At 46.7% G+C, this 25669-nt stretch carries 15 protein-coding genes, 1 tRNA gene and 2 rRNA genes; 3 read left to right on the top strand and 15 right to left on the bottom strand.

Translation table 11 applies throughout. The annotated features are described in order from the left end of the window. Positions 1–17: 17 nt before the first annotated feature. The 5 genes from OIM59_RS00845 to glmS all read right to left on the bottom strand — a co-directional run bounded on the left by OIM59_RS00845 (position 18) and on the right by glmS (position 9061). Positions 18–1769, bottom strand: a complete 1752-nt coding sequence (locus OIM59_RS00845; protein ID WP_204480680.1) for a RagB/SusD family nutrient uptake outer membrane protein — start codon at positions 1767–1769, stop codon at positions 18–20. A gap of 20 nt (positions 1770–1789) precedes the next feature. Next, positions 1790–5086 (bottom strand): SusC/RagA family TonB-linked outer membrane protein, encoded by a 3297-nt coding sequence (locus OIM59_RS00840; RefSeq protein ID WP_367278156.1) that lies wholly within the window; start codon positions 5084–5086, stop codon positions 1790–1792. A 158-nt stretch (positions 5087–5244) separates the two neighbouring features. After that, on the bottom strand, positions 5245–6249 hold the full coding sequence (locus OIM59_RS00835; RefSeq protein ID WP_299170248.1) for a FecR family protein: 1005 nt from the start codon (positions 6247–6249) through the stop codon (positions 5245–5247). Positions 6250–6338: 89 nt separating this feature from the next. Then, a complete protein-coding gene (locus OIM59_RS00830) occupies positions 6339–6905 on the bottom strand; it encodes an RNA polymerase sigma factor (RefSeq protein ID WP_299170250.1) in 567 nt (188 codons plus the stop codon). 311 nt (positions 6906–7216) lie between these two features. After that, a complete protein-coding gene (gene glmS, locus OIM59_RS00825) occupies positions 7217–9061 on the bottom strand; it encodes a glutamine--fructose-6-phosphate transaminase (isomerizing) (RefSeq protein WP_299170252.1) in 1845 nt (614 codons plus the stop codon). Positions 9062–9225: 164 nt separating this feature from the next. On the opposite strand from glmS, the gene OIM59_RS00820 reads away from it, so the two are divergent. Then, complete coding sequence (locus OIM59_RS00820) at positions 9226–9798, top strand: superoxide dismutase (RefSeq protein WP_299170254.1); 573 nt, start codon at positions 9226–9228, stop codon at positions 9796–9798. A 70-nt stretch (positions 9799–9868) separates the two neighbouring features. Here the strand turns inward: OIM59_RS00820 and OIM59_RS00815 are convergent, their stop codons facing one another. The 5 genes from OIM59_RS00815 to OIM59_RS00795 are packed head-to-tail and all read right to left on the bottom strand — an operon-like array spanning position 9869 to position 17936. Next, complete coding sequence (locus tag OIM59_RS00815) at positions 9869–12229, bottom strand: FtsX-like permease family protein (protein ID WP_299170256.1); 2361 nt, start codon at positions 12227–12229, stop codon at positions 9869–9871. A gap of 22 nt (positions 12230–12251) precedes the next feature. After that, positions 12252–14612 (bottom strand): ABC transporter permease, encoded by a 2361-nt coding sequence (locus OIM59_RS00810; protein ID WP_303894307.1) that lies wholly within the window; start codon positions 14610–14612, stop codon positions 12252–12254. Positions 14613–14647: 35 nt separating this feature from the next. Further along, positions 14648–15277, bottom strand: coding sequence for a GIN domain-containing protein (locus OIM59_RS00805; RefSeq protein ID WP_299170261.1), 630 nt, complete (start codon positions 15275–15277; stop codon positions 14648–14650). A 14-nt stretch (positions 15278–15291) separates the two neighbouring features. Further along, the gene (locus OIM59_RS00800; RefSeq protein WP_177866932.1) at positions 15292–16542 is read right to left on the bottom strand and encodes an efflux RND transporter periplasmic adaptor subunit; all 1251 of its coding nucleotides are present in this window, start codon (positions 16540–16542) and stop codon (positions 15292–15294) included. A gap of 17 nt (positions 16543–16559) precedes the next feature. Continuing rightward, positions 16560–17936: a TolC family protein gene (locus OIM59_RS00795; protein ID WP_299170267.1), complete on the bottom strand. Its 1377-nt coding sequence runs from the start codon at positions 17934–17936 to the stop codon at positions 16560–16562. Between the two features lie 212 nt (positions 17937–18148). Here OIM59_RS00795 and OIM59_RS00790 point away from each other — a divergent pair, with 212 nt between their 5' ends. Continuing rightward, the gene (locus OIM59_RS00790; RefSeq protein WP_299170269.1) at positions 18149–19522 is read left to right on the top strand and encodes a sigma-54 dependent transcriptional regulator; all 1374 of its coding nucleotides are present in this window, start codon (positions 18149–18151) and stop codon (positions 19520–19522) included. Next, positions 19512–20816, top strand: a complete 1305-nt coding sequence (locus tag OIM59_RS00785; RefSeq protein ID WP_299170271.1) for a PAS domain-containing sensor histidine kinase — start codon at positions 19512–19514, stop codon at positions 20814–20816. The genes OIM59_RS00790 and OIM59_RS00785 overlap by 11 nt, the downstream gene beginning before the upstream one ends. Before the next feature lie 69 nt (positions 20817–20885). Here the strand turns inward: OIM59_RS00785 and OIM59_RS00780 are convergent, their stop codons facing one another. The 5 genes from OIM59_RS00780 to OIM59_RS00760 all read right to left on the bottom strand — a co-directional run bounded on the left by OIM59_RS00780 (position 20886) and on the right by OIM59_RS00760 (position 25635). Beyond that, positions 20886–21332 (bottom strand): hypothetical protein, encoded by a 447-nt coding sequence (locus OIM59_RS00780; RefSeq protein WP_299170273.1) that lies wholly within the window; start codon positions 21330–21332, stop codon positions 20886–20888. 167 nt (positions 21333–21499) lie between these two features. Beyond that, entirely contained in the window at positions 21500–22144 is a 645-nt protein-coding gene (locus OIM59_RS00775) for a MarC family protein (protein ID WP_072541694.1), read from the bottom strand. A gap of 151 nt (positions 22145–22295) precedes the next feature. After that, positions 22296–22406, bottom strand: a 5S ribosomal RNA gene (gene rrf / locus OIM59_RS00770). Between the two features lie 161 nt (positions 22407–22567). After that, positions 22568–25450 (bottom strand): 23S ribosomal RNA (locus OIM59_RS00765). Between the two features lie 111 nt (positions 25451–25561). Continuing rightward, a tRNA-Ala gene (locus OIM59_RS00760) sits at positions 25562–25635 on the bottom strand. Positions 25636–25669: the final 34 nt, after the last annotated feature.

Raw genomic sequence — 25669 nt, 5'->3', positions numbered from 1 at the left:
CCATAGAACATAAATAATTACTTTCTATCCGGATAACCTGGATTTTGTTTTAATTCTGGATTTGCCCCTAATATTCTATACGGGAATATAAAAATATCTGTATGGTCATCCAAATCAGGTTCTTTATCCCACCATGTCCCTGAGCTATATTTATTCCATCGACAAAGATCTGTGCGCCGTCTACCCTCGTTCAAAAACTCTCTTCCCCATTCAGATAGAAGCTCAGCTTCAGTCAATGCAACAATCCCTTCCGGTTCATACAAATATTCCTGCCATCTAGTTTGCGGATAGTTACGTTTACGGACAGCATTTAATAGTTTTCCAGCTTCAGCCACATTTCCTGCACGAAAATAACATTCCGCAAGTGAATAATATATCTCCGACAAACGAATCTCTACATAGTCAGATTCCATAGCTCCTGGATCGCCATCTCGATAAACCGGATACTTTACCACACACCATCCAGAGTTCATATCACCATGTGCACAATTAGACTCCTTATCTTCAATCGTTTCACTTGGTAGTGCATCTTCAAATCGCCCTACTTGGTCTCGAATATATAAACGATAACCACCAACAGGAGAAGTGACATACTCCACTTTGCCACTACTGTTCGTATAAGGCAAATAACCATATAAAAACATTCCCTCTCGTTTACTTTCTCCTTCTAAGTTTACATATTTTTTCAAACGATAATCTTCCGGATACATTTTAAAGTTATGAATAGTTTTACCAAGTTCAAATTCATATAAATTTCCATCTACATCCAAACTAGGTTGAACCGCACGGGCAGGGTTACAATCCCCCCACTCCAAGAAGCCAAAATAATATTTCGCATTTACAGGAAATCCCCACCAATACATATCACCATCCCAATGCCAATGACTGTAACCAAATCCCGCAGTAAAAGCATATAGCACTTCATTGGAAAATTCATTATCCCAATCAAATGGCTCATACCATTGCTCAGCTAATGAATAATTACCGTATTCTCCGTTTATAATTTTCTGCGCATAACTTGCACAATCTTCATATTTAGGTATTCCAATCCATTTTTCTGCGTTCAAATATAGACGAACCAATAAAGCTGCAGCAGAAGCTTTATTCCATTGTCCTTGCAAGTTTCCGTTTCCGTTATTACCTTCTTTTATCGGTAATTTGTCAATCACATCCAATAATTCACTTTCTATAAAGGCAAATGTTTCCTCTGGCGATACCTGATAAGAAGTATTTTGCGACGGATCATTAAAACTAACCACTCTTGGAAGATTCCGAAACAAATCAAATGCCCGTAGGTAAAACCAGGCTCTCAATGTTCGAATTTGGGCATACATGGAGTTTAATTCCTGTTCATTCACACCAAGCTGTTCACGATTCAGTCTGGCAAAATCCTCCAACACGGAATTACATTGTCCAATACCTTGAAATTGCACTTCCCATGCGTTGGCAATAACATCCGCATCGCCTCCCTCAAGCCCCCAAGTATGCTTATGAAGCCGTTCCCATTGTCCACCATCATACCACCAACCATCACGTTCCCATGTACCCATTTGGTCAGCCGTAATTTCCTGTAAACGATAAGTAGAAAGGACAGACCAATATCCATGTTCGAAAGGACGCAGAAAAGCTCGCACCACATCTTCTTTATTTTGATAATAATTATCCGAAACAATTTTATCATACACTGTTTCTGTCAAATCTGTACATGCAGAAGCTCCCACAATCAGTAAAACACTGCTTATACCATAGAATATATTTCTTAGTTTCATAGTTTCTCAATTTATAAATACTAAAAATCAACTTGTACACCAAACAAAATTTGTCTCGTAGATGGATAATAATTCTTACTACCACCAATAGTACCAGGAGTCAAACCATTTGTTGCAAAAACCGAAGGGTCCACTCCACTATACCTTGTAATTGTAAACAGATTGTTCCCCGTTGCATACAAACGTACCTTACGCAAAAACTTTTTATCTATATTCCATGTATAACCAACCGTCATCACATCCAGCTTCATATAATCCCCTTTCTCTATAAAATAATCCGTCAGCACATTAACTCCCGTAGTAATCAATTTATTGTCTCCATACGCAACTGGCAACACGTTAGCTATCTTACTAGAACTTTGAAGTCCATAATACATTTCATGCACATTGAAAATATCGAATCCAAAAGCCCCACGAAAATAAAGCGTCATATCCCAATTTTTGTAGTTAAAAGTATTTGTCAATGAAGCTGTAAACTTAGGTAGTCCATTACCCGTGATACACTTGTCGTTTTCGGTAGCCTCACTGATAGGTATTTTTTCATTTTCTTTACTCCATACCAACCAATCACCTTTATCATCTACTCCAGCATAACGATAGGTTCGAAAATTACCAATACGTTCTCCTTCACTGATACGTTGTAAATATCCAGGATTATTAGGTGAAGGCATATTACAAGTATCCCAATATGGATTCCCATTATATGTATCATTTGAAAAACGTACAAACTTATTATTATTTGTGGCTCCTACAAAACCGATAGAATATGAAAAGTCTTTTGTTTTAACAGCATTAATATTCAATTCAATCTCTATCCCCGTATTGCGCATTGTACCTACATTCACAAAGGTGGTAGAAAACAAATAAGGGGGAACAGGTACCGTATAATTACCAAGTAAATCTTGCTGTTTTCGATGATAGTAATTAACTGTTCCTGACAACCTTCTATTAAATAAAGTAAAATCCAATCCGACATTCCAGTTTATTCCTTTCTCCCACTTCAGGTCTGGGTTTACATTCTTATCTGGTCCCCAAACCTGATAGTACACTCCGTTATAATTGGCATAACCAAAACCTTTATACGTAGCCAACGAATTATAGCTTCCAAAATTCTGATTCCCTGTCACGCCTATATCACCTCTCAATTTAAAATCATCTATCCAAGCAATATCTTTCATAAATGTTTCTTCACTCATACGCCATCCTAACGAGGCAGCAGGGAAAGTACCCCATTTATTATTATTCCCAAATTTGGAGGAACCCTCATAACGTAACGAAAAGGTCATCAAATAACGACTTAGATAGTCATACGTGATACGACCAAAAAAAGCAATCAGCTTTGAATCATTACGGTAACTTGACATTCCATTCCGACCTTCCTCCAAATTGTACGTACCATTACCTAAATTATTATAAAGAAAAACATCTGAAGAGAAATCTTTATTGTCTGCACTCAATCCATTCGACATCCAATATTGATAAGAATACCCTCCCATAAAATTTAAATTATGTCCATTAGTTTTTAAGCCATAATTTACAAGCCATTCCAAACTTTCCTGACAATCCTTTGAATACGACTGACTTGCTTCCCCTTTTCGTCCATTATTAATTTCAGTGGTAGCTGTAGAAGGAATAAACCAATAATAAGTATTATCATTTATCTGCTGAGCCAATGTTATCTGGGTTGTCAGTGAATGTGTACTTGACAGATTATCGCTTAATAAAGGCAAAAGATTTAATTTAGCTGTAATATCCCAAGAAAGCCATTTTGACTCATCATAACTTTTCTCCAGTAGTTGTTTCTCAACTGGATTATAATTATTTGTATAAAGGTTCTGACTATTGAAGTTATAAAATGTACGTCCTGTCGGATCTTCTGGGTCGTAAACAGGAGCCGTAGGATTAGCTGCCAAAGCTACATCAAACACTCCCCAATCCGCATTATTTTTATTAATCACACGAGGAGCTATGTTACCAATGAAATTAAATAAGCCATTTTTACTCGTGTGACTGAATGACATACGCGTCCCCCATTCCTTACGGTCTGAACTTAAATCGATTCCATGAGCTTTTCTAAAATCCAAGGAAATACGATAATTATTGCGCATATTACCCCCAGATAAGGCAAGTGTATGAGATTGTGAGAAACCTGTACGACTCACTTCGTCCATCCAATCAGTATCCGCCCCAAAATCAGTCCCACCTTGAGGAACTCGCAATTTCCGGTATTCTGCTGCACTCATCGATTTCAAACGGTTCTCTATAAAATTCCATCCTACATATCCCGAATAAGATGTATGAATAGACCCATCTCTTGCTCCTTTCTTTGTAGTAATCAAAATTACCCCATTGCTTCCACGAGTTCCATAAATTGCAGAAGCTGCTCCATCTTTCAGCACATCGATAGATTCAATATCATTACTATTTACACTATAAATATTTCCTCCTATGACTCCATCAATCACGACTAAAGGTCCTGTTCCAGCACTAATAGATGTGATACCACGTACCTGAATACTTGACATATTATTTGGATCGCCCACGGCAGTATTATCAATCTGTACCCCAGCAACTTTACCCTGAATCTGCAAAGCTGGATCTACAGTCCCAATACTAAGAAAATCCTTATTAGACACATGGCTGATAGCTGAAGTCACCTCCTTTTTGTCCATACTTCCATAACCTATCACAACAACCTCTTCCAACATCTCCGTATCTTCGGACAATACGACTTTCACATCATTTTGGTTTCCCACTTTAATTTCTCTCGAAGAAAATCCAATATAACTGACCTGCAACGTAGCATTTTGAGGAACCTTCAATGTAAATTTTCCGTTTACATCAGTAATTGTACCCATAGAAGGTCGTCCCTTCACTGTCACATTAGCCCCAATAATCGGCTCTCCCTTCTCATCTTTTACGCTACCAGCAATCGTTTTATCCACATCCATGGGAGTATCGGTAGATTGTAATGGCAAAATCATAATCACATTACCAGAAACTTTATATGTCAGATTTAATTTTGTCAATTCTTTAACCAATAAAATCTTCAGTTCTGTATTTTGAACAGAAATCGTCACATTTCCTTTTCCTTTGATTTCTGCATCCCGGTAAGAAAAACGATAAGAAGTTTGTTTTTCAATCGCACTGAACAATTCCTTGACAGAAGCATTTCGCAGTTTCACCGTCACCGTACCCGTCTGGGCAGAAGTGCCAACAAATGCAAACATACACAAAGAAATCAAAGCAGTGCGCAGATTCAAGCGTTTTTTAGTACCTTTGTACTCTAAATCAATTGATTGTTTTGCGGTTTTCATAAATTCATAACAAATTAAGGTTTTAGTTTCTTACTATGTTCCACCATAGTTTTAATTCAGGACTAAGCCTTTTTCACGCCCTGGATAATTTGCCGATTATCCGGGGCCTTTGTTTTCCGTTTCATGTCTTCATACATTTCAGGTTTAAAGGTTAATAACTATTTTAGAGTTTGAATAGAAATCACTCCGTCTTCATTTGTGTACTTGAACTTATAATGGTATTTCAACACACGCATGATGCTTTCTATATTTTCATCGTCAAACGTACCCGTATACACATCATTCAACAAAGCCTCATTATCCACGGAGAAGGTGACCGCAAACTTTCGGGACAAACAACGGAATACATCTTCCAACCGTTCACTCCGGAACACCAGTTCTTTGTTCATCCAAGCTGTTTCCATCTTGTTACTTGTCCGCTCATGCAGCAAGTTTCCCGTACGCTTGTCATACACCACTTTTTCATTAGGCTTCACACGTATGCTCTGATAAGGAGGGCATGAAGTGGTTACATCCACACTACCTTCTACGAGCGACATCTCCACAATGTCTTTTGTCTCGTATGCATACACATTGAATTTAGTACCCAATACGGTAATGTCCATATAACCTGTACCTACTGTAAACTTCTTTTCCGTATCCTTCTTTACCTCAAAAAATCCCTCTCCATTCAATGCTACCTTACGGTCATTCCGCCCAAAATCCTGACTATAGGTCAAAGAAGATTTGGCATTCAGATGCACGATGGTTCCATCGGGAAGGGTGACGAGCGACTTGCCATAGTCGCCTGAACGTATCACCACATTCTGTTCTGCCAACGCTTTGATTTCGTTCCGCTGTATAAAAGTCAATACCGTCAAGCTTCCGGCAATGAGCAGCAACAGCGAAGCGGCAACCTGCATCCAATAGCGTTTCAGTGTGAAACGAGGTTTCACTTCTTCCGAACGAATGTGCAATCCTTCATAGAGCGTTTTCATTTTTTCTTCCGACAAAGGAGAATGGTCTTCAAACTCTTCCCACTCTGCCTCCAGAAAATGTTTCAATTCCACATCGGATATAGCATCCATGCGGGTTCGCAAATCCTGAAATTCCGCCGGCGTGATGTCACCGGAACGGAACTTGTGTAACAATCCTGATACCTTATCGTTTATTGGTGCACTCATAAACTTTTTTCGTTGGTTTATGGGTAATATCCGATAAGGACAGATTTATAACATACCAAATTCCATGTTTTAAAGCATAAAATGATTTTTTACGCCAAAAACAAGAGCAATAAAGGATAGTATTGACGTAATTCCGTACGAAGTATCTTCAGGGCAGCTGACAACTGGTTACGTACCACCTGCTCTGTGACGGAGAGTTTTCCGGAAATCTCGGCGACCGACATACCGTATTCTTTGTTAAGTTCAAAAATTTCCCGCTGACGGGGCGAAAGATGCTGTTTGGCTTTTTCCAAAGCCTTTACGAAACGGTCATAGTCCAGTTCATCAGGAATCTCATTAGCCGAAGAAGCCAGTTTGTCCCGGTATTCCACATATTCTTCCATCGATGGATTGTGAATCTGTCTTCTCAATTCTTTCAGCAGAAAATGATAGGCTATGGTAAAGAGATAGGATTTGAAAGACAGATCGGAATTCAGGTGTTCCCGATTAGTCCAGATACGAAGAAAAGTTTCCTGCACCACATCGTCAGTCGCTTCTTCCGATTTGAGGTACTGAAACACAAACCGATATAGTCTGGATACCCACAGCTCATAAAGTTGCTTATAAGCACGCTCCGAACCGGATTTTACAGCCAATATCAATTCATCTTCCTGCATTTTCTTCCTCGCTTATGTATTTTTCCAAGAAATAAGATGTGCAAATTTACATCTTTACATGAAAAGAGGAAATCTTTCATAAAAATAATGCAGGTAAAAGTTCAACCATTCGACCCTACTTATTCCTCCTTTTCCCTTTATATATTCTTCCAAACTCCACAAATAATTCTCTGTCCCACAGTTTGGGATTTGTATCCCACAGTGTGAAATATGTATCCCACACTGTGGTTTTTGTATTTCACAGTGTGGGACAGAGGATTTTCTACCGCATTTTTCCTTTAACATAAAGATTTTCAAGAAAATAGATGTAATTATTCCACCGTAACCGATTTGGCCAGGTTTCGAGGCTGGTCGACATCCATTCCACGACACACGGCAATGTGATAGGCCAGCAGCTGCAAGGGAATGGAAGTGATGAGCGGATCCAGACATTCCAGCGTAGCAGGCAACTCTATACTGTAATCGGCCAGATTACGGATAACCGTATCCCCCTCGGTTACAACGGCCACCACTCTACCCTTGCGGGCCTTGATTTCCTGAATGTTGCTCAATACTTTTTCATACAAGGCCGATTGGGTAGCTACAATGACCACGGGCATCTCGGCATCAATCAGAGCAATGGGACCGTGCTTCATCTCGGCTGCGGGGTAACCTTCGGCATGTATATAGGAAATTTCCTTCAGCTTCAGGGCACCTTCCAAAGCCACAGGAAAAGCATAGCCCCGGCCCAGATAAATGAAATTACGGGCATACGTAAACATCTTCGAAAAGTCAGCAATGAAAGGGTTCTGCTTCAGCACTGTCCGTATTTTTTCAGGAATAGCCGACAGCTCCTTCACTACCCGATGATATTCAGTTTCTGGAAGCGTACCTTTTTCACGACCTAAAGCCAGAGCCAACAAGATGAGTACCACCACCTGTCCGGTAAAGGCTTTGGTGGAAGCCACACCGATTTCAGGACCCACATGAATATAAGAACCGGTATCCGTGGCACGCGCAATGGAGGAACCTACCACGTTACAGATGCCATAAATAAAAGCACCCTGCGACTTGGCCAGTTCGATAGCCGCCAGCGTATCGGCGGTCTCCCCGCTCTGAGAGATGGCAATCACCACGTCATCGGGATGGATGACCGGATTGCGGTAACGGAATTCGGAAGCGTATTCCACTTCCACTGGAATACGGCAGAAGCTTTCAATCAATTGTTTGCCGATAAGTCCGGCATGCCAGGAAGTGCCACAAGCCACGATGATAAAACGGCTGGCCCGAAGCAAGCGTTCCCGATGATTCGTAACGGCAGAAAGCGTCACCGTGCAAGTATCCGTGTTTATCCGCCCACGCATGCAATCGCTGATATAGTCGGGCTGGTCGAAAATCTCTTTCAGCATGAAATGAGGGAAACCTCCTTTTTCCAACTGTCCGATGTTCAGAGCTACAGTTTGCGCCTCGTGCGGACATTCCACATTGTGCAAGTCGACAACCTTCAAAGGTGCATCCGCCCGCAACACAGCAATTTCTCCGTCAGAAAGATACACTACCTGATCGGTATAGGCTACCATGGGAGTAGCATCAGAAGCCAGAAAAAATTCATCCTTTCCCACTCCGACCACCAAGGGACTGCTCTTGCGGGCAGCAATAATCTCGTCGGGATGCTTGCGGTCGACCACGGCAATGGCGTATGCACCGATAACTTCACGCAAAGCCAACTGCACGGCAGTCAACAAATCCAGATTACCCTGCTGCTGGATATAGCCAATCAACTGCACCAACACTTCAGTATCGGTACTGCTCTTGAAAGTACAGCCTTTGGACTGCAATTTTTCTTTCAGCACGGAATAGTTTTCGATAATCCCGTTGTGCACCAACGCCAAATCACCGTTCTGGCTGCAATGCGGATGGGCATTCACCGTACAGGGCTCACCGTGAGTGGCCCATCGCGTATGGGCGATTCCCACGCAACCGGACACGTCCTGCCCCTCAGCCGTCCGCTCCAAATCGGCCACTTTTCCCACGGACTTATACACATTCAACTGATGAGTATCGCTCATCAAGGCCACTCCGGCACTGTCGTATCCACGATACTCCAGACGCTTCAGGCCTTCCACCAATATCGGCCAGGCTTTCCGCCTCCCGATATAACCTACAATTCCACACATAGTAATTTTAACCTAAAAATATAATAGAAATCAACCTAATCTGTTTGCGAAATTACGATTTCTCCTAAAAAAGTGGGATAATAGTAGAACTTTTTCTAGTAAAATCCCGTTTTTTATTGTAATTTAGAAGCAAATAAATTATCCACCTTTAAATCAAGAAAGATATGAAACATTCACTTCCTGCACTTCCGTACCAACTGGATGAGCTGGCTCCGAAAATGAGTAAAGAAACTTTGGAGTATCACTACGGAAAGCATTTGCAAACGTACATTGACAATCTCAACAAACTGATTGCCGGCACACCGTTTGAAGAAAAAAGCCTGCAACAAATCGTGCTGGAGGCAGAAGGGCCGATGTTCAACAACGCAGCCCAGACCTGGAACCACACGTTTTTCTTCGACACACTGACTCCGCATCAGCCGGAGATGCCTCAACCGCTGGCCGATGCACTGACACGCGACTTTGGGTCAGTAGAAGCCTTCAAGGAAAAGTTCACACAGGCGGCTACCACACTGTTCGGCTCCGGATGGACCTGGCTGGCAAATGACAAAGACGGACACTTGTCCATCGTCAGTGAACCGAATGCTGGGAATCCACTCAAAAAGGGGCTGAAACCGTTGCTGGTCATCGATGTATGGGAACATGCCTATTACATTGACTACCGTAACCGACGGGCGGGCTACATTGAAGCCTTCTGGGGACTGGTCAACTGGGCCAGAGTCGGGGCACGGCTCTAAGAAAATAAATCGGGGCTTCCGGCAGCAACCGGAAGCCCCGATGGGTTATAGACTTACACACATTGAAATATCATTCGGTCTTGATGTTGTTCACCGGATTTTCCCGGACGGCTTTCCAGCTGATGAGACACACGGAACCCAAGGATATCAGGGCTACCAGTAGGAAGGCAACTCCAAACACACCCCACATCGTCGTCGGCGAATAGTGCAGGATGTGGTCAATCTGTTGCACACCAAACCAGGAAAGGGGAACCGCACATACCACTCCTACCAGCAACGACAACAGGGAGAAACGAAGCAATCGTGCCCGTTCCATGCCTGCACTGGAACCGAATACTTTCCGAATAGCGATGTCGCGTTTGCGCTGGCTGATGAAATAAATGCTCATGGCCGTCAGTCCCAGCAGGGATATCAACAAGGCGGCACAGGTGAAGGCCACGATGAGGGTACGCAGGTGCAACAAATCCTGGTATTTCTCATGCATCTCATCGCCATACCACTTCGACTCAAAAGGTGCCCCGTCAATGATTTCTGAATACAAGGCGTCGAGTTCTTTCTTATAGGCCGGCAAATCGCCGTCGATGGTCTCGACCAACACATTCCAGGCACCCAGGCTGTCAGGATGTTCCACCAAAAGGAAGGTGGGCGACTGCGGGTCGAGTACAGACCGGAACTTGAAGTCGGCATATCGTCCGCCTACCATGTACGAGCGAGCGTCAATATCGTGCAAGGCAGGAGTACGGTCATAGGCCAGTTGCAGGGAATCGAATGTACTTTCAGAGAAATACATCTTAGCTTGCGACAGTTTCCGGTCGTCCAGCAAACGGATATGGAAGATATCCAAGAAGGCGGAATCCGTACGGAATACCTGAAAACTGATGCTCTTCTGTCGGTTGTGCGCATCGTACATCTGCATCGTGTTGTTGTTGCCTCCGTTCAAAGGTACCCCTTGTGTCAGACAGACCTTCTTCACAAAAGGTTTCTTCCGGGCCTCATCGCGGAAAAGACGAATCTTCTCTCTGGAACCAGCCACCAACGCCGGATAATCGAGCACATGACCGTAGGTATAGCCCATCGGTTCATGCAAGATACGGTAAATCTGCACGGACAAGTAGAGGGCGCACGTCAGCATGGCCACGGTAAGTCCGCTCTGCACCACATACAAAATCCGGAGATACACGGCTTTGGTCTTCCGTCGGAAAGTACCTTTCACCACATCCAACGGATGATAGTGAGAAAGCAGGACGGCAGGAACCAGTCCGGCTACCAGCGAAAGCAGGGCAATCCCCACCAGGTAAACCAGTACGGTCATCCACCCCATATCGCCAAAGAGGTCCAGCCGGGTCTGCAACACGTCGCTTGCGGTCGGCTCCACCAATTTGGCCAGCACCAAGGCCAGCAGGAAAGCGCCCACCGTAAACAGGGCCGATTCGCCCATCAAACGCCAGAAGATGCTGCGCTCCGAAGAACCCAACAGTCGGCGGGTAGCCATCTCCTTGGCCCGATAGCTCACCTGTGCCACGCACATGCTGACATAGTTGAACACCGCCATCAGCAGAATCAAGCTACCTGCTGCCAGAAAAATCCACACACGCGTCAGGTTATATTGCTGGAACTGCGGACTGGGAATGGAAGCAAAATGCACATCTTTCAACGAGGTCCAGAAGGCCTCGTGAAACACGTCGTGCTGATAAGGCCAGAAAAACGTAGCAAAGAAAGAGCGCATGTCGGCATTCTTCCGGTTTGGGTCTGTTCCCTGCGGAAAACGTACCAGGATGGCAGTTCCTCCCACATTGTTCATGTCCGGGTTGTTTTTGCTGCTTCCCCAGTTCACAAAATCCACATATTCAAAAGGTAAAATGGCTTCCACCCCATCGGGAATCAGCGAGTTGTTGAAATCCTTCATGACACCCGTCACCGTGTACACGCCTTTTCTATCGTTCGACAAATGAATCCTCTTCCCTTCCGCTGGTTCCTCTCCAAACAGCTTGCGGGCCCCCGATTCAGTCAGTACGATGCTGTGTGCATCGACCAGCGCCTGGTCCGGATTTCCCGACAACAAGGGATAGCCAAAGAAACGGAAGAAATTTTCCTTCACACAATAAATCTCCAGACTGGTTTTCCGGTCGTCGACCGTCGCGTAGGTCCCCGACTTGTAGGCTTCGGAGTTGACGGCACACCAGTCGGCCATTTCCGGATAGCGGCTGGCCAAGCGTTCGCCCACCAAGTAATTTCCGGCGAAATAGCTCTCGTTCGACAAGACGTAAATGTGATTGATATCCTTTATATCGTCACCCACAGTGACCTGCCGCACGACCATGTTGGCAATGAGCAGCACGAACATCAGGGAGATGCCCAGTCCCGCCACATTGACCAACGTGAACAGTTTGTTGCGCTGGAGATAAGTAAAATAGGTTTTCAGTCCTTTCATCGTATTTTAGGGTTTGAAGTTGTCATTCGGTCTTGATACTCCGCACGGGGTTCTCATTGGCATTCTTCCAGCATTGGAATGTCACGGTCAGCACCGTAATGAGGCTGACCAACAGGAAAGAAGCTACAAATACCCAGGCACGGATGGGCGTCTTGTCGGAGAAGCTTTCCAACCAGTCGTGACCAATCCACCAGCCGAAGGGAGCTGCCAGCACGAAGCAGGCCACCAGCATGACGAAATAACGTTTGGTGAACATGTAAAGGATTTCGCCAGTGGAACTTCCCATGATTTTCCGGATACCAATCTCCTTCCGGCGGTATTCGCTTTCAAATAAGGTCAGACCAAATACACCAATCATGCTGAGCACAATGGCAATCAAGGAGAACAACAGAATCTGACGGGTGAAACGCAGTTCCCGACGATAGTTCTGGTCAATCACCTCATCCATGAAACGGAACTTGAAGTCACGCCCCGGAGCTATCTTTTCTGCGGCCTCTGTCAAGCGGTGAATCATGTCCACCTTGTCTACTCCCGAAGCCACCCGAATGTTCAAGATGCTGTTCGCATCCCAGGCCGCATAATCTTTCCCGTAAATGAAGAAGGCCATCGGCTCCACGGCATCATTGTTACGGAAGCTGCTAAAACGGATGTTCTCACAGAATCCAACCACCGAATAATCACCGTGAGTAGCGGGTTCGTCCACCTTCATCCAAGAATATTTCTTCCGGGCTGCCTCATTGAAGATATACACATCCCCGTCGCCCGACTTGAAATTACGACCTTCGGTAATCTTAATGCCCATCACCGACAAGTAGCGGTAATCTACCGGGAAACAAGCCATCTGTATGTGATGCTCTCCTTCTCCTCTTCCCCACGACATGTAGTTATCGGCTGAACTTAACACGAACTGGGAAATCGAAATGCCTTCTATGCCCGAAATTCCGGACAATTCACTGACAATCGCTTCCCGGCGATTGAGATACTCACCCGGAATCTCTCCCACCAATACGACCTCCTTGTCGTAGCCATAGTCGCTCTGCTGAATATAACGGCTCTGCAGGTACATGATGCCCACGGAGATAATCAGCATGAAAGAGACGAAGAACTGGAAGCAGACCAAGAATGTACGCAGCATCTTGCCCTTCGGAGAAAGGCCGAACGAACCTTTCAACACCAATGCCGGCGGGAAAGAAGTGACGTAGTAAGAAGGATAGGCTCCGGCCAGCAAGCCCATGCACACGGCTATTCCACCCAAAGCCATCACCAGACCCGGATGGGACATCAGAGAAAGGTCGGATGCCACCAAGGTACTCAAAGAGGTGCCTTTCAACAGATAGAGCCAGAGCAAGGACAACAGGAAGCCACACACACAAACCCATACGGATTCCAACAGCAGATACACCCGCAAAGAGCAAGTGGAAGCGCCCAACACCTTCTGGGTATTGATGGAACGTAACCGCATGGGAGTTTCTGCCAGCGAGAAGTTCATGTAGTTGACTGCCGCCGTCAGCAGAATCAAAACCGATACACACAGCAGCAGGTACACGGCGGCCTTACTGGTAGCCGCCTTGTTACCCACTGTAGAATAGTGTACCTCGTCCAGCGGCGTAAAATGAATGAAATTCTCCCAGTCTTCCTCTCCCTCTCCGCTAATCAGTTCTCTTGGAATATTCAGCTTGCAGCTTTCGATGACCGACCGCTCCACATCGGCCAATGAAGCCGGACTGTCAATCCGTATATACAAGGCATAATTCCAGTTAGTCCAGGAATCTTTGTTCAAATCCGAACGGAAAGAAGAGAACACACAGTTACCCAACTGGGAATTCTCCGGCATATCCTGATAAACCCCTCCTACCACCAACGGCTGATTACGGGATTTACGGTCTATGTAAATGCTCTTGCCAATGACATCCGTAGTACCGAAAAAACGACGGGCCATGGATGCTGAAATCAGGGCCTGGCCGGGTTCATTCAGGGAAGCGGTCGTGCCGCATACCATGGTAGGCTGGAATACCTCCAGGTAATCCCCAAATCCGATAAACCTAGGTTCTGAGTAGATGTGTTCGTCTACCTCAAAATCAGAGGAATAATTTGACAAAGAAGTCACTGAAATGGCCTGTATATGGGGAGAAGAAGCTCCTACCAGTTCACAGAAGGGACGGGCCAGCCAGATTGCCCAACCGTAATCTCCGCCGGCATTCACTTCCACCCGATAAATACGGTCGTGTGCCGGATAGGCTTTGTTGTAGTTATAGTCGTAGTCCACCTGTGTCAGGATGACGAAGCAGGCGGCAAACGCGATACTCAATCCCAGCAGATTCAATACGCTGGCCGTAAAGAAACGCCGGAAGGTATGCGAAAAATTTCTGAAAAGTGTGTTCATAAGTTGTTACGTGTTTATTATGTGATGGCAAAGTTTTATTCACCGACTTTCAACCGACGGGTAGAAACACTGCCGATACCGTCTTTGGAAATATGAGCCGACCGGGCTTTTCCGCTCAGGGTGAGACTGCCGACACCTTCCACACTGGCATCCAGCCGGTCACAATCCACTGTCAGTTCTCCACTGCCTACTCCCTCCAGAGAGACTTTCACGTTTCGGGCATGCAAATCGGCTACCTTCAGGCTGCCTACTCCCTGTATATCAAACTTCACATCCTTCAGGTTCAGACGGGACTTGCAATTGAACGAGCCAACTCCTTCAAAAGTAACTTCCTGCAAATCGGGAGCACTGATATAGATGGAGAGTCTGTTCACGTTCTTGGTGGTCTTCTTTTTCCCTTTTTCTGCCCACGTAATCAACAACACTCCGTCTTTCACCGTACATTTGGTCAAGTCCACCCATTTCTTTTCTCCTTCCACACGAAGAGAATAAGTGTCCGACTGGGTGAAATAAACCCCCGCCACACTCTCCACCTCGATGGAATGGAAAGCACTCACACTACGGGTTTCACTTACTTTGTCTTCCGAACTGCCTTTGGCACTAATACAGGTTGCACACAAAAATACCATTACCAAACCCACGAATATACTTGCTATCTTTTTCATAATAATTTATCTTTTTAGTTTAACACCAATACTTCATTGTCTTTGTAACTCTCATATCCGGAAATGATGACCCGTTCGCCTTTTTCCAGTCCCTCCAGCACTTCATAATACTGGGGGTTCTGCCGTCCGATACGGATTTTACGACGATAAGCTTTCTTCCCATCCTTGTCGACCACGAAAATCCAGTTGCCTCCGGTCACCTGGAAGAAGGTCCCCTTCGGAATCAGCACGCTTTCGGTAGGCTCACCCAGCTGCAGGTCGATATAGTAGGTCTGTCCGCTGCGGATATTCTCCGGACGTTTGCCCTGGAAAATGAAATCGGTACGGAAACGTCCGTCGCGCACCTCGGGATACACCTTGCGCACTTTCAGGTTGAACGAAGAACCCTGACGTTCAAAAGTAGCCGGCAGTCCGTTGGTCACACGGTCGATGTAGTGTTCGTCAATCATGGCCTCAATCTTGTAGTCCGACAAGTCGTTGATCTGTCCCACCATCTGTCCGGCATTGATATTCTGTCCCAGTTCCGCATCCAGCAGTCCCAGTTCTCCGTCGATGGTAGCCCGCACTTCCAGCTTGTCTTTCCGCTCGCGAATCAGCAAGACGTTCTTGCGCATGTTCTGCAAGTTGTCTTCCATCTGGTCCATCTGAATGTTACGGTAAATGGAATCCTGCGCCAGACGTTCCATAATCAGTTTGTGCTTCTTCTGAGCCACCTCGTAGTCTTCCTTGGCCTGAAGATATTCCTCGCGGCTGATGAGCCGTTCCTTGTACAAGCGCTGGTATTGCTGGTACGTACGCTGCTTGCGGCGGGTATCAATGTCGAGCTGCACTTTCTCCGTTTCGTTGTTCAGTTTGTCCTGCTGCATGGTGACCTGCGTGTTACGAAGCAGGTTCTGTTTCTCTGCCAGTTCAGATTCCGCATTCAGAATCTGCAAGTCCAGGTTGGAGTTGCTCAAACGGAGAATCACATCGCCTTTCTTCACGTGCGCTCCTTCTTCCACCACCTTCTCCTGCACGATACCTCCTTCTTCGGGGCTGAGCTGTACTACGGAAATCGGCTGCACCTGTCCGTTCACCCGGATATAATCATTAAACTTTCCATAGGTCACATCGGCAATGTTCAGCGACTTGCCGTCGACTTTCAGCGTAGAAGCATGATTGCCGAAAATAATCCAACCCAACAACAGAAGTACAACCACTCCTCCTGCGATATAAGGAAGGTGTTTCTTCTGGATTCCTTTTTTCTTTTCTAACTGTATATCCATAATCTCGTCGTTTTTTATCAATCCTTTTTAGCGGTTTCTTCCAGCCCGCGAATTATTTCTTCTCCTTTATAATAGTCCACCAGACGGCATTTCATCAGGTAGGTCAGCTTGCTTTGCAACAGCTTGGTCTCGCTTTCGAGCAAAGTGGCCGCATTGTTCTGCACATCGAGTGAGGTCATCAACCCTTCCTCATATTTCCGTCGGGTGACATGATAGGCCAGTGAATCGGAGTTGACCTTCTTCTCCATCTGGATACTCTCTTTCAAATACCCTTCCCGGTCCTGTACGGCCTGAAGCACCAGTTTCTGCAATTCTTCCTTCTGCGACTCGTACTGCTCGCAGGCAATACGGTAATTGTTTCTTGCCTGCCGCAACCCGGTCACTCCCGAAAGACGGTTAAAGATAGGAATACTCATACTGATACCCACGTAGGAACCGAAATTGTTGTTGAACTGGGTACGGAAATCCGGATAGGAGGTGGAATGCAATTCCTTATAATAAGAGCTGGAAATACCGCCGAACAAGGTGATGGACGGTACCACATCAGCCCAGGAAATCTTGCGGCGCATATCGGCCACCTTCGCATTCAGCTCCGCCTGACGCAGGGTAGGATTGACCTTCAGGGCGATGCGGAACACATCGTCCGCCTGCTCCTGAGTCAATTGAATATAATGAAGTGTCTGTGTGTCAAGTACAGCCGTATCCAGTTGCAACGTATCGTTTGCCGGAAAATTCATTTTCTGCTTCAAGGTCAGCAAGGCCGTTTCGTACAGATTCCGCTGGTGTGTCAGGTTGTAACTGTCGGTGGCCTGCTGGGCTTCCATCTGGGCCACATCGGCCAGCCCTTTCAATCCCAGCTCTTCCTGACGGCGAGTCTTATACAACAACGAATCACTTTCCACCAGTTTCTTGCGGGCCAGCCGCAGAGTACCGTAGCAATACAAGGCATCGATATACGCCTGGAAGGTTTCCAATGCGGTGTTATCTTTGGATTCCTGCCAGGCAGCTTTGCCCATCAACCAGGCAGCCTTTGAACGTCGTACCTCGTTCACCAGTCCTCCGCCACGGAAAATCGGCATGGAAGCCTCCATCGAATAGGCATTGTTGAAAGTAGACACGGTATTATAGGTATTGGTCTCCGGGTCTACCGAACGACCGAAATTATATTGTATGCCAGTACTTGCACTCACTCCCGGCAAGAAACTGCCAATGGCTTTCATACGGTCCATCCGGGCATTGTCGGCCTCCAGTTCCCGCTGACGGACAGTGCGGTTGTGCGCCACTGCATAGCTCATGCAACGGTCTACATTCCAGACCTCCTGCGCCGTAGCTTCCAGCCCCATCCAACCGGAAAGAAGGAAAAGTGTGATGTGTAATAAATTCTTTTTGTTCATATCGTAATCGTTTATCTGCCAAATCCTATTCAAATACCGTGCCAAAAAGTTATCACACTCATTCACAACAAGATACAATATTCGCCTAAAATCGAAGTGTCTAATTTTTTGACAATCGGTGTCTAATTTTTTGTCACTGACCGTATTTTTTAGACATTTTTTATGCCCTCCCCTCGAAAATTCCTATTTTTGTCATAAAATCTCAATCACAGATGGCAAAACAAGGAACTTTACTCGTAGTAGACGACAACCGTAACATTCTTACTTCGCTGCAATATCTTCTGGAAGAATATTTCCAACAGGTGATTACACTGAATTCTCCGGTCACCATCCCTTCCCTCCTGCAACGGGAAGCGGTGGACGTGGTACTGCTCGACATGAACTTCTCTTCCGGCATCAACAGCGGAAACGAAGGCCTCTACTGGTTACGTGAAATCAAGCGGCTACGCCCCCAGATTCAGGTGGTACTGTTTACGGCCTATGCCGACATCAATCTGGCGGTCACCGGATTGAAAGACGGGGCAACCGACTTCGTGGTAAAGCCTTGGGACAATGCCAAACTGGTACAGACCTTGCAAGAAGCCTACGCAAAGGGGCATGGAAATGACAAGAAAGGAAAACAGGCCGCACAACCAGATGAGAAATCGACCATGTACTGGGGAAATTCAGCCGTCATCCGCCCGTTGCGGTTACTGGTAGAGAAAGTCAGCACCACCGATGCCAACATTCTGATTACAGGAGAAAACGGAACCGGAAAAGACATGCTGGCCCGCGAAATCCATCGCCTGTCTCCCCGACGCAACGGACCGATGGTAGTAGTCGACATGGGGGCCATCACCGAATCGCTGTTTGAAAGTGAACTGTTCGGGCACGTCAAAGGCTCGTTCACCGATGCCCATACCGACCGCATCGGACGTTTTGAGGCTGCCGACGGCGGTACACTGTTCCTCGATGAAATAGCCAACCTTCCTTATCACCTGCAAGCCAAACTGCTTACGGTACTTCAGAAACGGTATTTCATCAAGGTGGGAAGCAATACGCCGCAACCTACCAATATCCGACTGATTTGTGCCACCAACCGCAACTTGGATGAGATGGTACACAACGGAGAGTTCCGCGAAGACTTGCTGTACCGCATCAATACCATCCATCTGCACATTCCGTCACTTCGGGAACGGAAGGAAGACATCCTGCCCTTGGCACAGCGTTTCCTGGAACAGTACAACCTGCAATACCAACGTACGCTGACCGGTTTCAGTGCCGATGCAGAACAGCGCCTGCTGAACTATCCCTGGTACGGAAATATCCGCGAACTGCAGCATACCATCGAAAAGGCAGTCATCCTTTCAGACGGTAACCTGCTGAAAGCAGACAACCTGCAACTGGCTGATGTTCCAGCCCCGGAATCCCCAACCACACAGGAAGAAACGAAAGAAGATACTCCGCTGCAAACCTTGGACGAGATGGAAAAGAACCTCGTCAAGAAAGCCATCGAACAATGCGACGGCAACCTGTCACAGGCAGCGGCACAACTGGGCATTACACGGCAGACACTGTACAACAAAATGAAACGCCATGGCATCTAAATGGTTCTTTTCCCCACTGACACGTATTGTCTCCCTCACAGCAGGCGTGGTCCTGCTGACCTTAGGAATGAGTGAAGATGAAAACGAATGCATCGTCATCGGAGCCTGTCTGGTTATCCTCGCCGTCTTTCTCTTTTATTCCAGTCAGAAACAATTACGGGAGAAAAGCTGGCTCATGCTGGAAGCCATCCGCAACCGCGATTATTCCTTCCGTCTGCCTACACATGGCTTCATCGGAGGCGAACGTATCCTGCAGAATACCCTGAATGAATTCGGAGCGATGATGGGCGAGCAGAAACAGCTGATGGAACAGCGGGAACGGTTTTATGAACAAGTGCTCTCGGGCATCAGTTCCGGCATCATCGTACTCGACGAACAAACCAAAATCATCCAAAGCAATCCGGCTGCAGCACGGCTGCTCAGTATTCCGGCTCTCGGTACCCTTCAGCAACTGGAACGCTACGGGGAAGACATCCCGGGATTGCTGGGTACCTTGCCTGCCGGCGAACGCTGTAACCTGCAATATACCACGACCAAAGGGGAAGTCCAACTGCTGGTCCGGGCGTCCGTGATGCAATTGGGAGAAAATACGGTCAAAATTCTGACCCTAAACGATATCCGGAATGAGATGGATGCCAAGGAGCTCGAGTCATGGGTAAAACTGACCCGGGTACTGACACACGAAATCATGAACTCCATCGCGCCGATTTCTTCTTTGAGCGAGACTTTTCTGCAACGGAAAGACGTGAGGAACAGTCCCATCTACGAAGGTATCCGTGCCATTCACGAAACGTCCACCGGATTGATATCCTTTGTAGACAGCTACCGGAAGTTCTCTTCGCTCCAGAAACCCTCTCCGGAGCCTTTCTACCTGAAAGAACTTCTGCTGCAAATAGAAAGCATTCATCTCATCCCTTCCCACATACAGCTGAGCCTTCAAATAGAGCCTGAAGACCTGATGCTCTATGCCGACCCGAACCTGATCCGACAGGTGCTCATCAACCTAATAAAAAATGCCGTACAAGCCATCGGAGAACGTACAGGGAAAATCCATATCCGCGCCTACTCCACCAAAGAAGAGCATATCCTCATCTACGTGAGCAACGACGGCCCTGCCATCCCCGAACAGGAAGCGGAAGAGATTTTTGTCCCCTTCTTCACCACCAAAAAGGAAGGAAGCGGAATCGGTCTTTCCCTCTCCCGACAGATTATGAAACTCTCCAACGGCAGCATCAGCCTCTTGAAAGCAGAAACCAACGGATGGAATACCACCTTCGTACTGGAATTCTTCTAAACAAAGAAAAGCCCCGAATAGCAAATATTCAGGGCCTTTCCACTCAAATCATCACAACCATCGTTGTGCTTAAATCATTGCTAAATCAGATGAGTCTGACTCGTGCTTTCTCAAAAGCATTTTCAATCCTTCCAATAAATTCCGGCATCCGTCATTCATCTCTTCCTTCATGCTCCTATAGCCAAAATCTACATCGCAGGATGGCATGTCGGCTTTCGCCTTGCGTTTGCAGATATCCGCAAACAGATGAATCTTATGCCAATTCCGATAATCCATGAAGCGGGTCAGCAAATCTTTCTGCCACGGCTCCATTACTACCACGAAGTCCGCTTCATCGCGCAAAGCCTCGTTCATGTTCCGTTCCAACTTTCTCCCTCCCGGAGAACCAAATTCTGTCATCTCAGCTGTTACCACCTCCACATCGGTCATGTCAGCTTCGGTGAGTTTCTTCTTAAAAAGAGACTCCATAGAGAACAGCTTTCCGACACGTTCCAGACCGACCAATAGCACTTTCATAAAATCAGATTTTAAAAGTTAATAAAAAGAAGGTACCGAAAATCCTTTCTCGTCTGGAATATAATCATTTAATCTGAAAATGCAAAGAGAATTACAAAATATCAGCCAAAATTACACATTTATTATGATTTGATGGATTTAAAAGATAAATTCCAATAAATTGTCGGTCAGAAACGGCTTTCCTGAATGATATCGATTAATATCGGCTTCATTCCCCCCACGAAGCATTCCACGGCAATGACCATCAGAATCAATCCCATCAAACGCATCATGACGTTATTTCCAGTTTCTCCAATCACTCGAACCAGTCTGGTGGACAAACGCAATATAATATAGGTAAGAATATATACCACTGCAATCACCGAAACGAGCGTCACTTTCAGACTCCAGGTGTGGGCATCATCCATCATTATAATGCCGTTCGCAATGGCACCCGGTCCGCACAGCATGGGGATAGAAAGCGGTGTAATGGAAATATCGTCTGCATACGCCTTGATTTCCTCGTCCTTGAGCTTCGTATTGGTGTAACGTGCCTGCAACATATCATAACCTATCTTCAGAATGATAATACCGGCTGCAATACGAAATCCGTTGGTAGAGATGCCGAAGAACTTAAACAGGAACTGTCCGCAAAAGGTAAATGCAACCAGTATAATAAAAGAAATAATTGTCGCTCTTTTCACAATATGCTGACGCTCCTTTTCTCCCAGTCCGTTGGTCATGGTCAGAAATACCGGCATCGTGCCCAGAGGATTTGTCAATGTGAAAAAGGAAGTGAAGCACAACAGTGCATAGGGTAGAATTGTATCCATAAAAACATATTTAAAAACCAAAACAAAGATACAATAAAATCAATAGGAACCCATAAGACACAAAGAAATAAAAGGGAATTTTACGGCATCTCTTGCAAGCGAAAGGGCACAAAAAAAGCCCCGAGATATTGCTATCTCGAGGCTCTCTGTAAAACGGCGACTACCTACTCTCCCACTTGTACGCAGTACCATCGGCGTGGCGAAGCTTAACTTCTCTGTTCGGAATGGGAAGAGGTGGAACCTTCGCGCCATAGTCACCTTAATATCCTTTCAATTAATAATGAATAATGAATAATGAACATAATGACCTATCCATTCTCCTTATCAATCATATTTCATCATGACTTACAAGCAAGCAATCTCAGCACTCGGCTGAACGTATATATCATCCTTACGATGTCTGTTCCATCCGCCCGGCGCGGATAAGGAAAGCTGACGGGCAATTAGTAATGCTCGGCTTTGCTGTCTCCAGCTTTACACCTGCATCCTATCAACGTTGTCGTCTTCAACGACCCTGAGAAATCTAATCTTGTGGCCGGCTTCGCACTTAGATGCTTTCAGCGCTTATCCGATCCCGACTTGGATACCCGGCGATGCGCCTGGCGGCACAACCGGCAAACCAGAGGTCGGTCCAACACGGTCCTCTCGTACTAGTGTCAGAGCCACGCAAATTTCATACGCCCACGATAGATAGAGACCGAACTGTCTCACGACGTTCTGAACCCAGCTCGCGTGCCACTTTAATGGGCGAACAGCCCAACCCTTGGGACCTTCTCCAGCCCCAGGATGTGACGAGCCGACATCGAGGTGCCAAACCACTCCGTCGATATGAGCTCTTGGGAGGGATCAGCCTGTTATCCCCGGAGTACCTTTTATCCTTTGAGCGATGTCCCTTCCATACGGAAACACCGGATCACTATGCTCTAGTTTCCTACCTGCTCGACCTGTCTGTCTCCCAGTCAAGCGCCCTTATGCCATTACACTCTGCGGACGGTTACCGATCGTCCTGAGGGCACCTTTAGAAGCCTCCGTTACGCTTTTGGAGGCGACCACCCCAGTCAAACTACCCACCAAGCAATGTCCTCCAACCCGGAGTTAGAACTCAAACAAACGAAGGGTCGTATTTCAACAGCGGCTCCACGAACACTGGCGTGCCCGTCTCTCAGCCTCCGACCTATCCTACACATCGCGTGCCCAAATTCAATGCTAAGCTATAGTAAAGGTTCACGGGGTCTTTTCGTCCCATCGCGGGTAATCGGCATCTTCACCGATACTACAATTTCACTGAGCTCACGGTTGAGACAGCGTCCGGATCATTACACCATTCGTGCAGGTCGGAACTTACCCGACAAGGAATTTCGCTACCTTAGGACCGTTATAGTTACGGCCGCCGTTTACTGGGGCTTCAATTCAATGCTTCTCTTGCGATGACATCTCCTCTTAACCTTCCAGCACCGGGCAGGTGTCAGGCTGTATACCTCTACTTTCATATTCGCACAGCCCTGTGTTTTTGTTAAACAGTTGCCTGGACCTATTCTCTGCGCCCTCCCATTTCTGGGTAGGGACCCTTTATCCCGAAGTTACAGGGTCAGTTTGCCTAGTTCCTTAACCGTGATTCACTCAAGCGCCTTAGTATATTCAACCCGACTACGTGTGTCCGTTTGCGGTACGGGTACCTCTGAAGTTATGTTTAGCGGATTTTCTCGGCAGTCTGCTTACCCGCGCTATCACCGCTTCCCGAAGGAGTTGGCGTACTATCAGGTTCGGCTCTTTCCGTGGATTTGCCTGCGGAAATCGGCGCCTACACCCTTCAACCGGCTATTCCGTCAGCCGGCGGCGGTGTCACTGCTGCTTCCCCACGTCACCCTCAAAGGTAGTAACGGAATATTAACCGTTTCTGCCATCGGCCTCGCCGTTCGGCTGAGCCTTAGGACCCGACTTACCCTGATCCGATTAGCGTTGATCAGGAAACCTTAGTCTTTCGGCGAGGGGGTTTCCCACCCCCTTTATCGTTACTTATACCTACATTTGCTTTTCCATACGCTCCAGAGTGGCTCACGCCACGCCTTCGACGCCGAATGGAATGCTCCCCTACCAACCATTGCTGGTTCTATAGCTTCGGCAGACAACTTGATACCCGATTATTATCCACGCCCGATTCCTCGACTAGTGAGCTGTTACGCACTCTTTAAATGAATGGCTGCTTCCAAGCCAACATCCTAGCTGTCTTAGCAATCAGACTTCGTTAGTTTAACTTAGCTGTCATTTCGGGGCCTTAGCTGATAGTCCGGATTCTTCTCCTCTCGGGCACGGACCTTAGCACCCATGCCCTCACTCCCGCGGTAGAACTGATGCGCATTCGGAGTTTGTCAGGACTTGATAGGCGGTGAAGCCCTCGCATCCAATCAGTCGCTCTACCTCACATCAGTAACCCGCGAGGCTGCACCTAAATGCATTTCGGGGAGTACGAGCTATCTCCAAGTTTGATTAGCCTTTCACCCCTACCCTCAGCTCATCCAGAAGCTTTTCAACGCTTATTGGTGCGGACCTCCATCTGGTGTTACCCAGACTTCATCCTGGCCAAGGGTAGATCACTTGGTTTCGCGTCTGCCGCATCTGACTTGACGCCCTGTTCAGACTCGCTTTCGCTTCGGCTCCGGGACTCGTGCCCCTTAACCTTGCCAGACACGGCAACTCGTAGGTTCATTATGCAAAAGGCACGCCGTCACGCTTGCGCGCTCCGACCGCTTGTAGGCGCACGGTTTCAGGTACTCTTTCACTCTTCTGTTCGAAGTGCTTTTCACCTTTCCCTCACGGTACTGGTCCACTATCGGTCTCTCGGGAGTATTTAGCCTTGCCGGATGGTCCCGGCGGATTCACGCAGGATTCCTCGTGTCCCGCGCTACTCAGGATACCGCTACGCTTCCTCTCGCTTCATGTACCGGACTCTCACCGTCTTCGGTCTGATTTTCCAAACAGTTCCATTCACGAGATGTCTTGCGATGTCGCGGTCCTACAACCCCTCAGATGCCGTAACATCTGAGGTTTGGGCTCTTCCCCGTTCGCTCGCCACTACTGGGGGAATCATTGTTATTTTCTTTTCCTGCAGATACTAAGATGTTTCAGTTCCCTGCGTTAGCCTCCATCTGAGGATGGATGATGCGTCTTCAACACACCGAGTTGTCCCATTCGGAAATCCGCGGATCAAAGGTTATTTGCACCTCCCCGCGGCTTATCGCAGCTTATCACGTCCTTCATCGCCTCCGAGAGCCAAGGCATCCGCCATGCGCCCTTTCCTACTTTCCTTATCACGTGCACACTCCGTCTTCCGACGGGTGCGGGATGATATATACTTTTAGCTTTCGTACTAAAATTACTTTTTGCTTGTTACATCATGTCATAGACCGTTTTTTGTAGTGGAGAATAACGGATTCGAACCGTTGACCCCCTGCGTGCAAAGCAGGTGCTCTAGCCAGCTGAGCTAATCCCCCGTTTTTTGCGGCTGCAAAGGTAAGCATTTTCCTT

This window comes from Bacteroides mediterraneensis (genome assembly GCF_025993685.1).
Lineage (GTDB): Bacteria > Bacteroidota > Bacteroidia > Bacteroidales > Bacteroidaceae > Phocaeicola > Phocaeicola mediterraneensis_A.
This window is presented reverse-complemented; position numbering and strand designations above follow the sequence as displayed.

Excerpts from the sequence above, each read along its gene's own strand:
- OIM59_RS00790 (WP_299170269.1), top strand. The coding sequence starts at position 18,149 with ATGGCAAAACAAGGAACTTTACTCGTAGTAGACGACAACCGTAACATT.
- glmS (WP_299170252.1), bottom strand. The coding sequence starts at position 9,061 with ATGTGTGGAATTGTAGGTTATATCGGGAGGCGGAAAGCCTGGCCGATA.
- OIM59_RS00805 (WP_299170261.1), bottom strand. The coding sequence starts at position 15,277 with ATGAAAAAGATAGCAAGTATATTCGTGGGTTTGGTAATGGTATTTTTG.
- OIM59_RS00830 (WP_299170250.1), bottom strand. The coding sequence starts at position 6,905 with ATGCAGGAAGATGAATTGATATTGGCTGTAAAATCCGGTTCGGAGCGT.
- OIM59_RS00775 (WP_072541694.1), bottom strand. The coding sequence starts at position 22,144 with ATGGATACAATTCTACCCTATGCACTGTTGTGCTTCACTTCCTTTTTC.
- OIM59_RS00835 (WP_299170248.1), bottom strand. The coding sequence starts at position 6,249 with ATGAGTGCACCAATAAACGATAAGGTATCAGGATTGTTACACAAGTTC.
- OIM59_RS00795 (WP_299170267.1), bottom strand. The coding sequence starts at position 17,936 with ATGAACAAAAAGAATTTATTACACATCACACTTTTCCTTCTTTCCGGT.
- OIM59_RS00820 (WP_299170254.1), top strand. The coding sequence starts at position 9,226 with ATGAAACATTCACTTCCTGCACTTCCGTACCAACTGGATGAGCTGGCT.
- OIM59_RS00785 (WP_299170271.1), top strand. The coding sequence starts at position 19,512 with ATGGCATCTAAATGGTTCTTTTCCCCACTGACACGTATTGTCTCCCTC.
- OIM59_RS00800 (WP_177866932.1), bottom strand. The coding sequence starts at position 16,542 with ATGGATATACAGTTAGAAAAGAAAAAAGGAATCCAGAAGAAACACCTT.
- OIM59_RS00810 (WP_303894307.1), bottom strand. The coding sequence starts at position 14,612 with ATGAACACACTTTTCAGAAATTTTTCGCATACCTTCCGGCGTTTCTTT.
- OIM59_RS00840 (WP_367278156.1), bottom strand. The coding sequence starts at position 5,086 with ATGAAAACCGCAAAACAATCAATTGATTTAGAGTACAAAGGTACTAAA.
- OIM59_RS00845 (WP_204480680.1), bottom strand. The coding sequence starts at position 1,769 with ATGAAACTAAGAAATATATTCTATGGTATAAGCAGTGTTTTACTGATT.
- OIM59_RS00815 (WP_299170256.1), bottom strand. The coding sequence starts at position 12,229 with ATGAAAGGACTGAAAACCTATTTTACTTATCTCCAGCGCAACAAACTG.
- OIM59_RS00780 (WP_299170273.1), bottom strand. The coding sequence starts at position 21,332 with ATGAAAGTGCTATTGGTCGGTCTGGAACGTGTCGGAAAGCTGTTCTCT.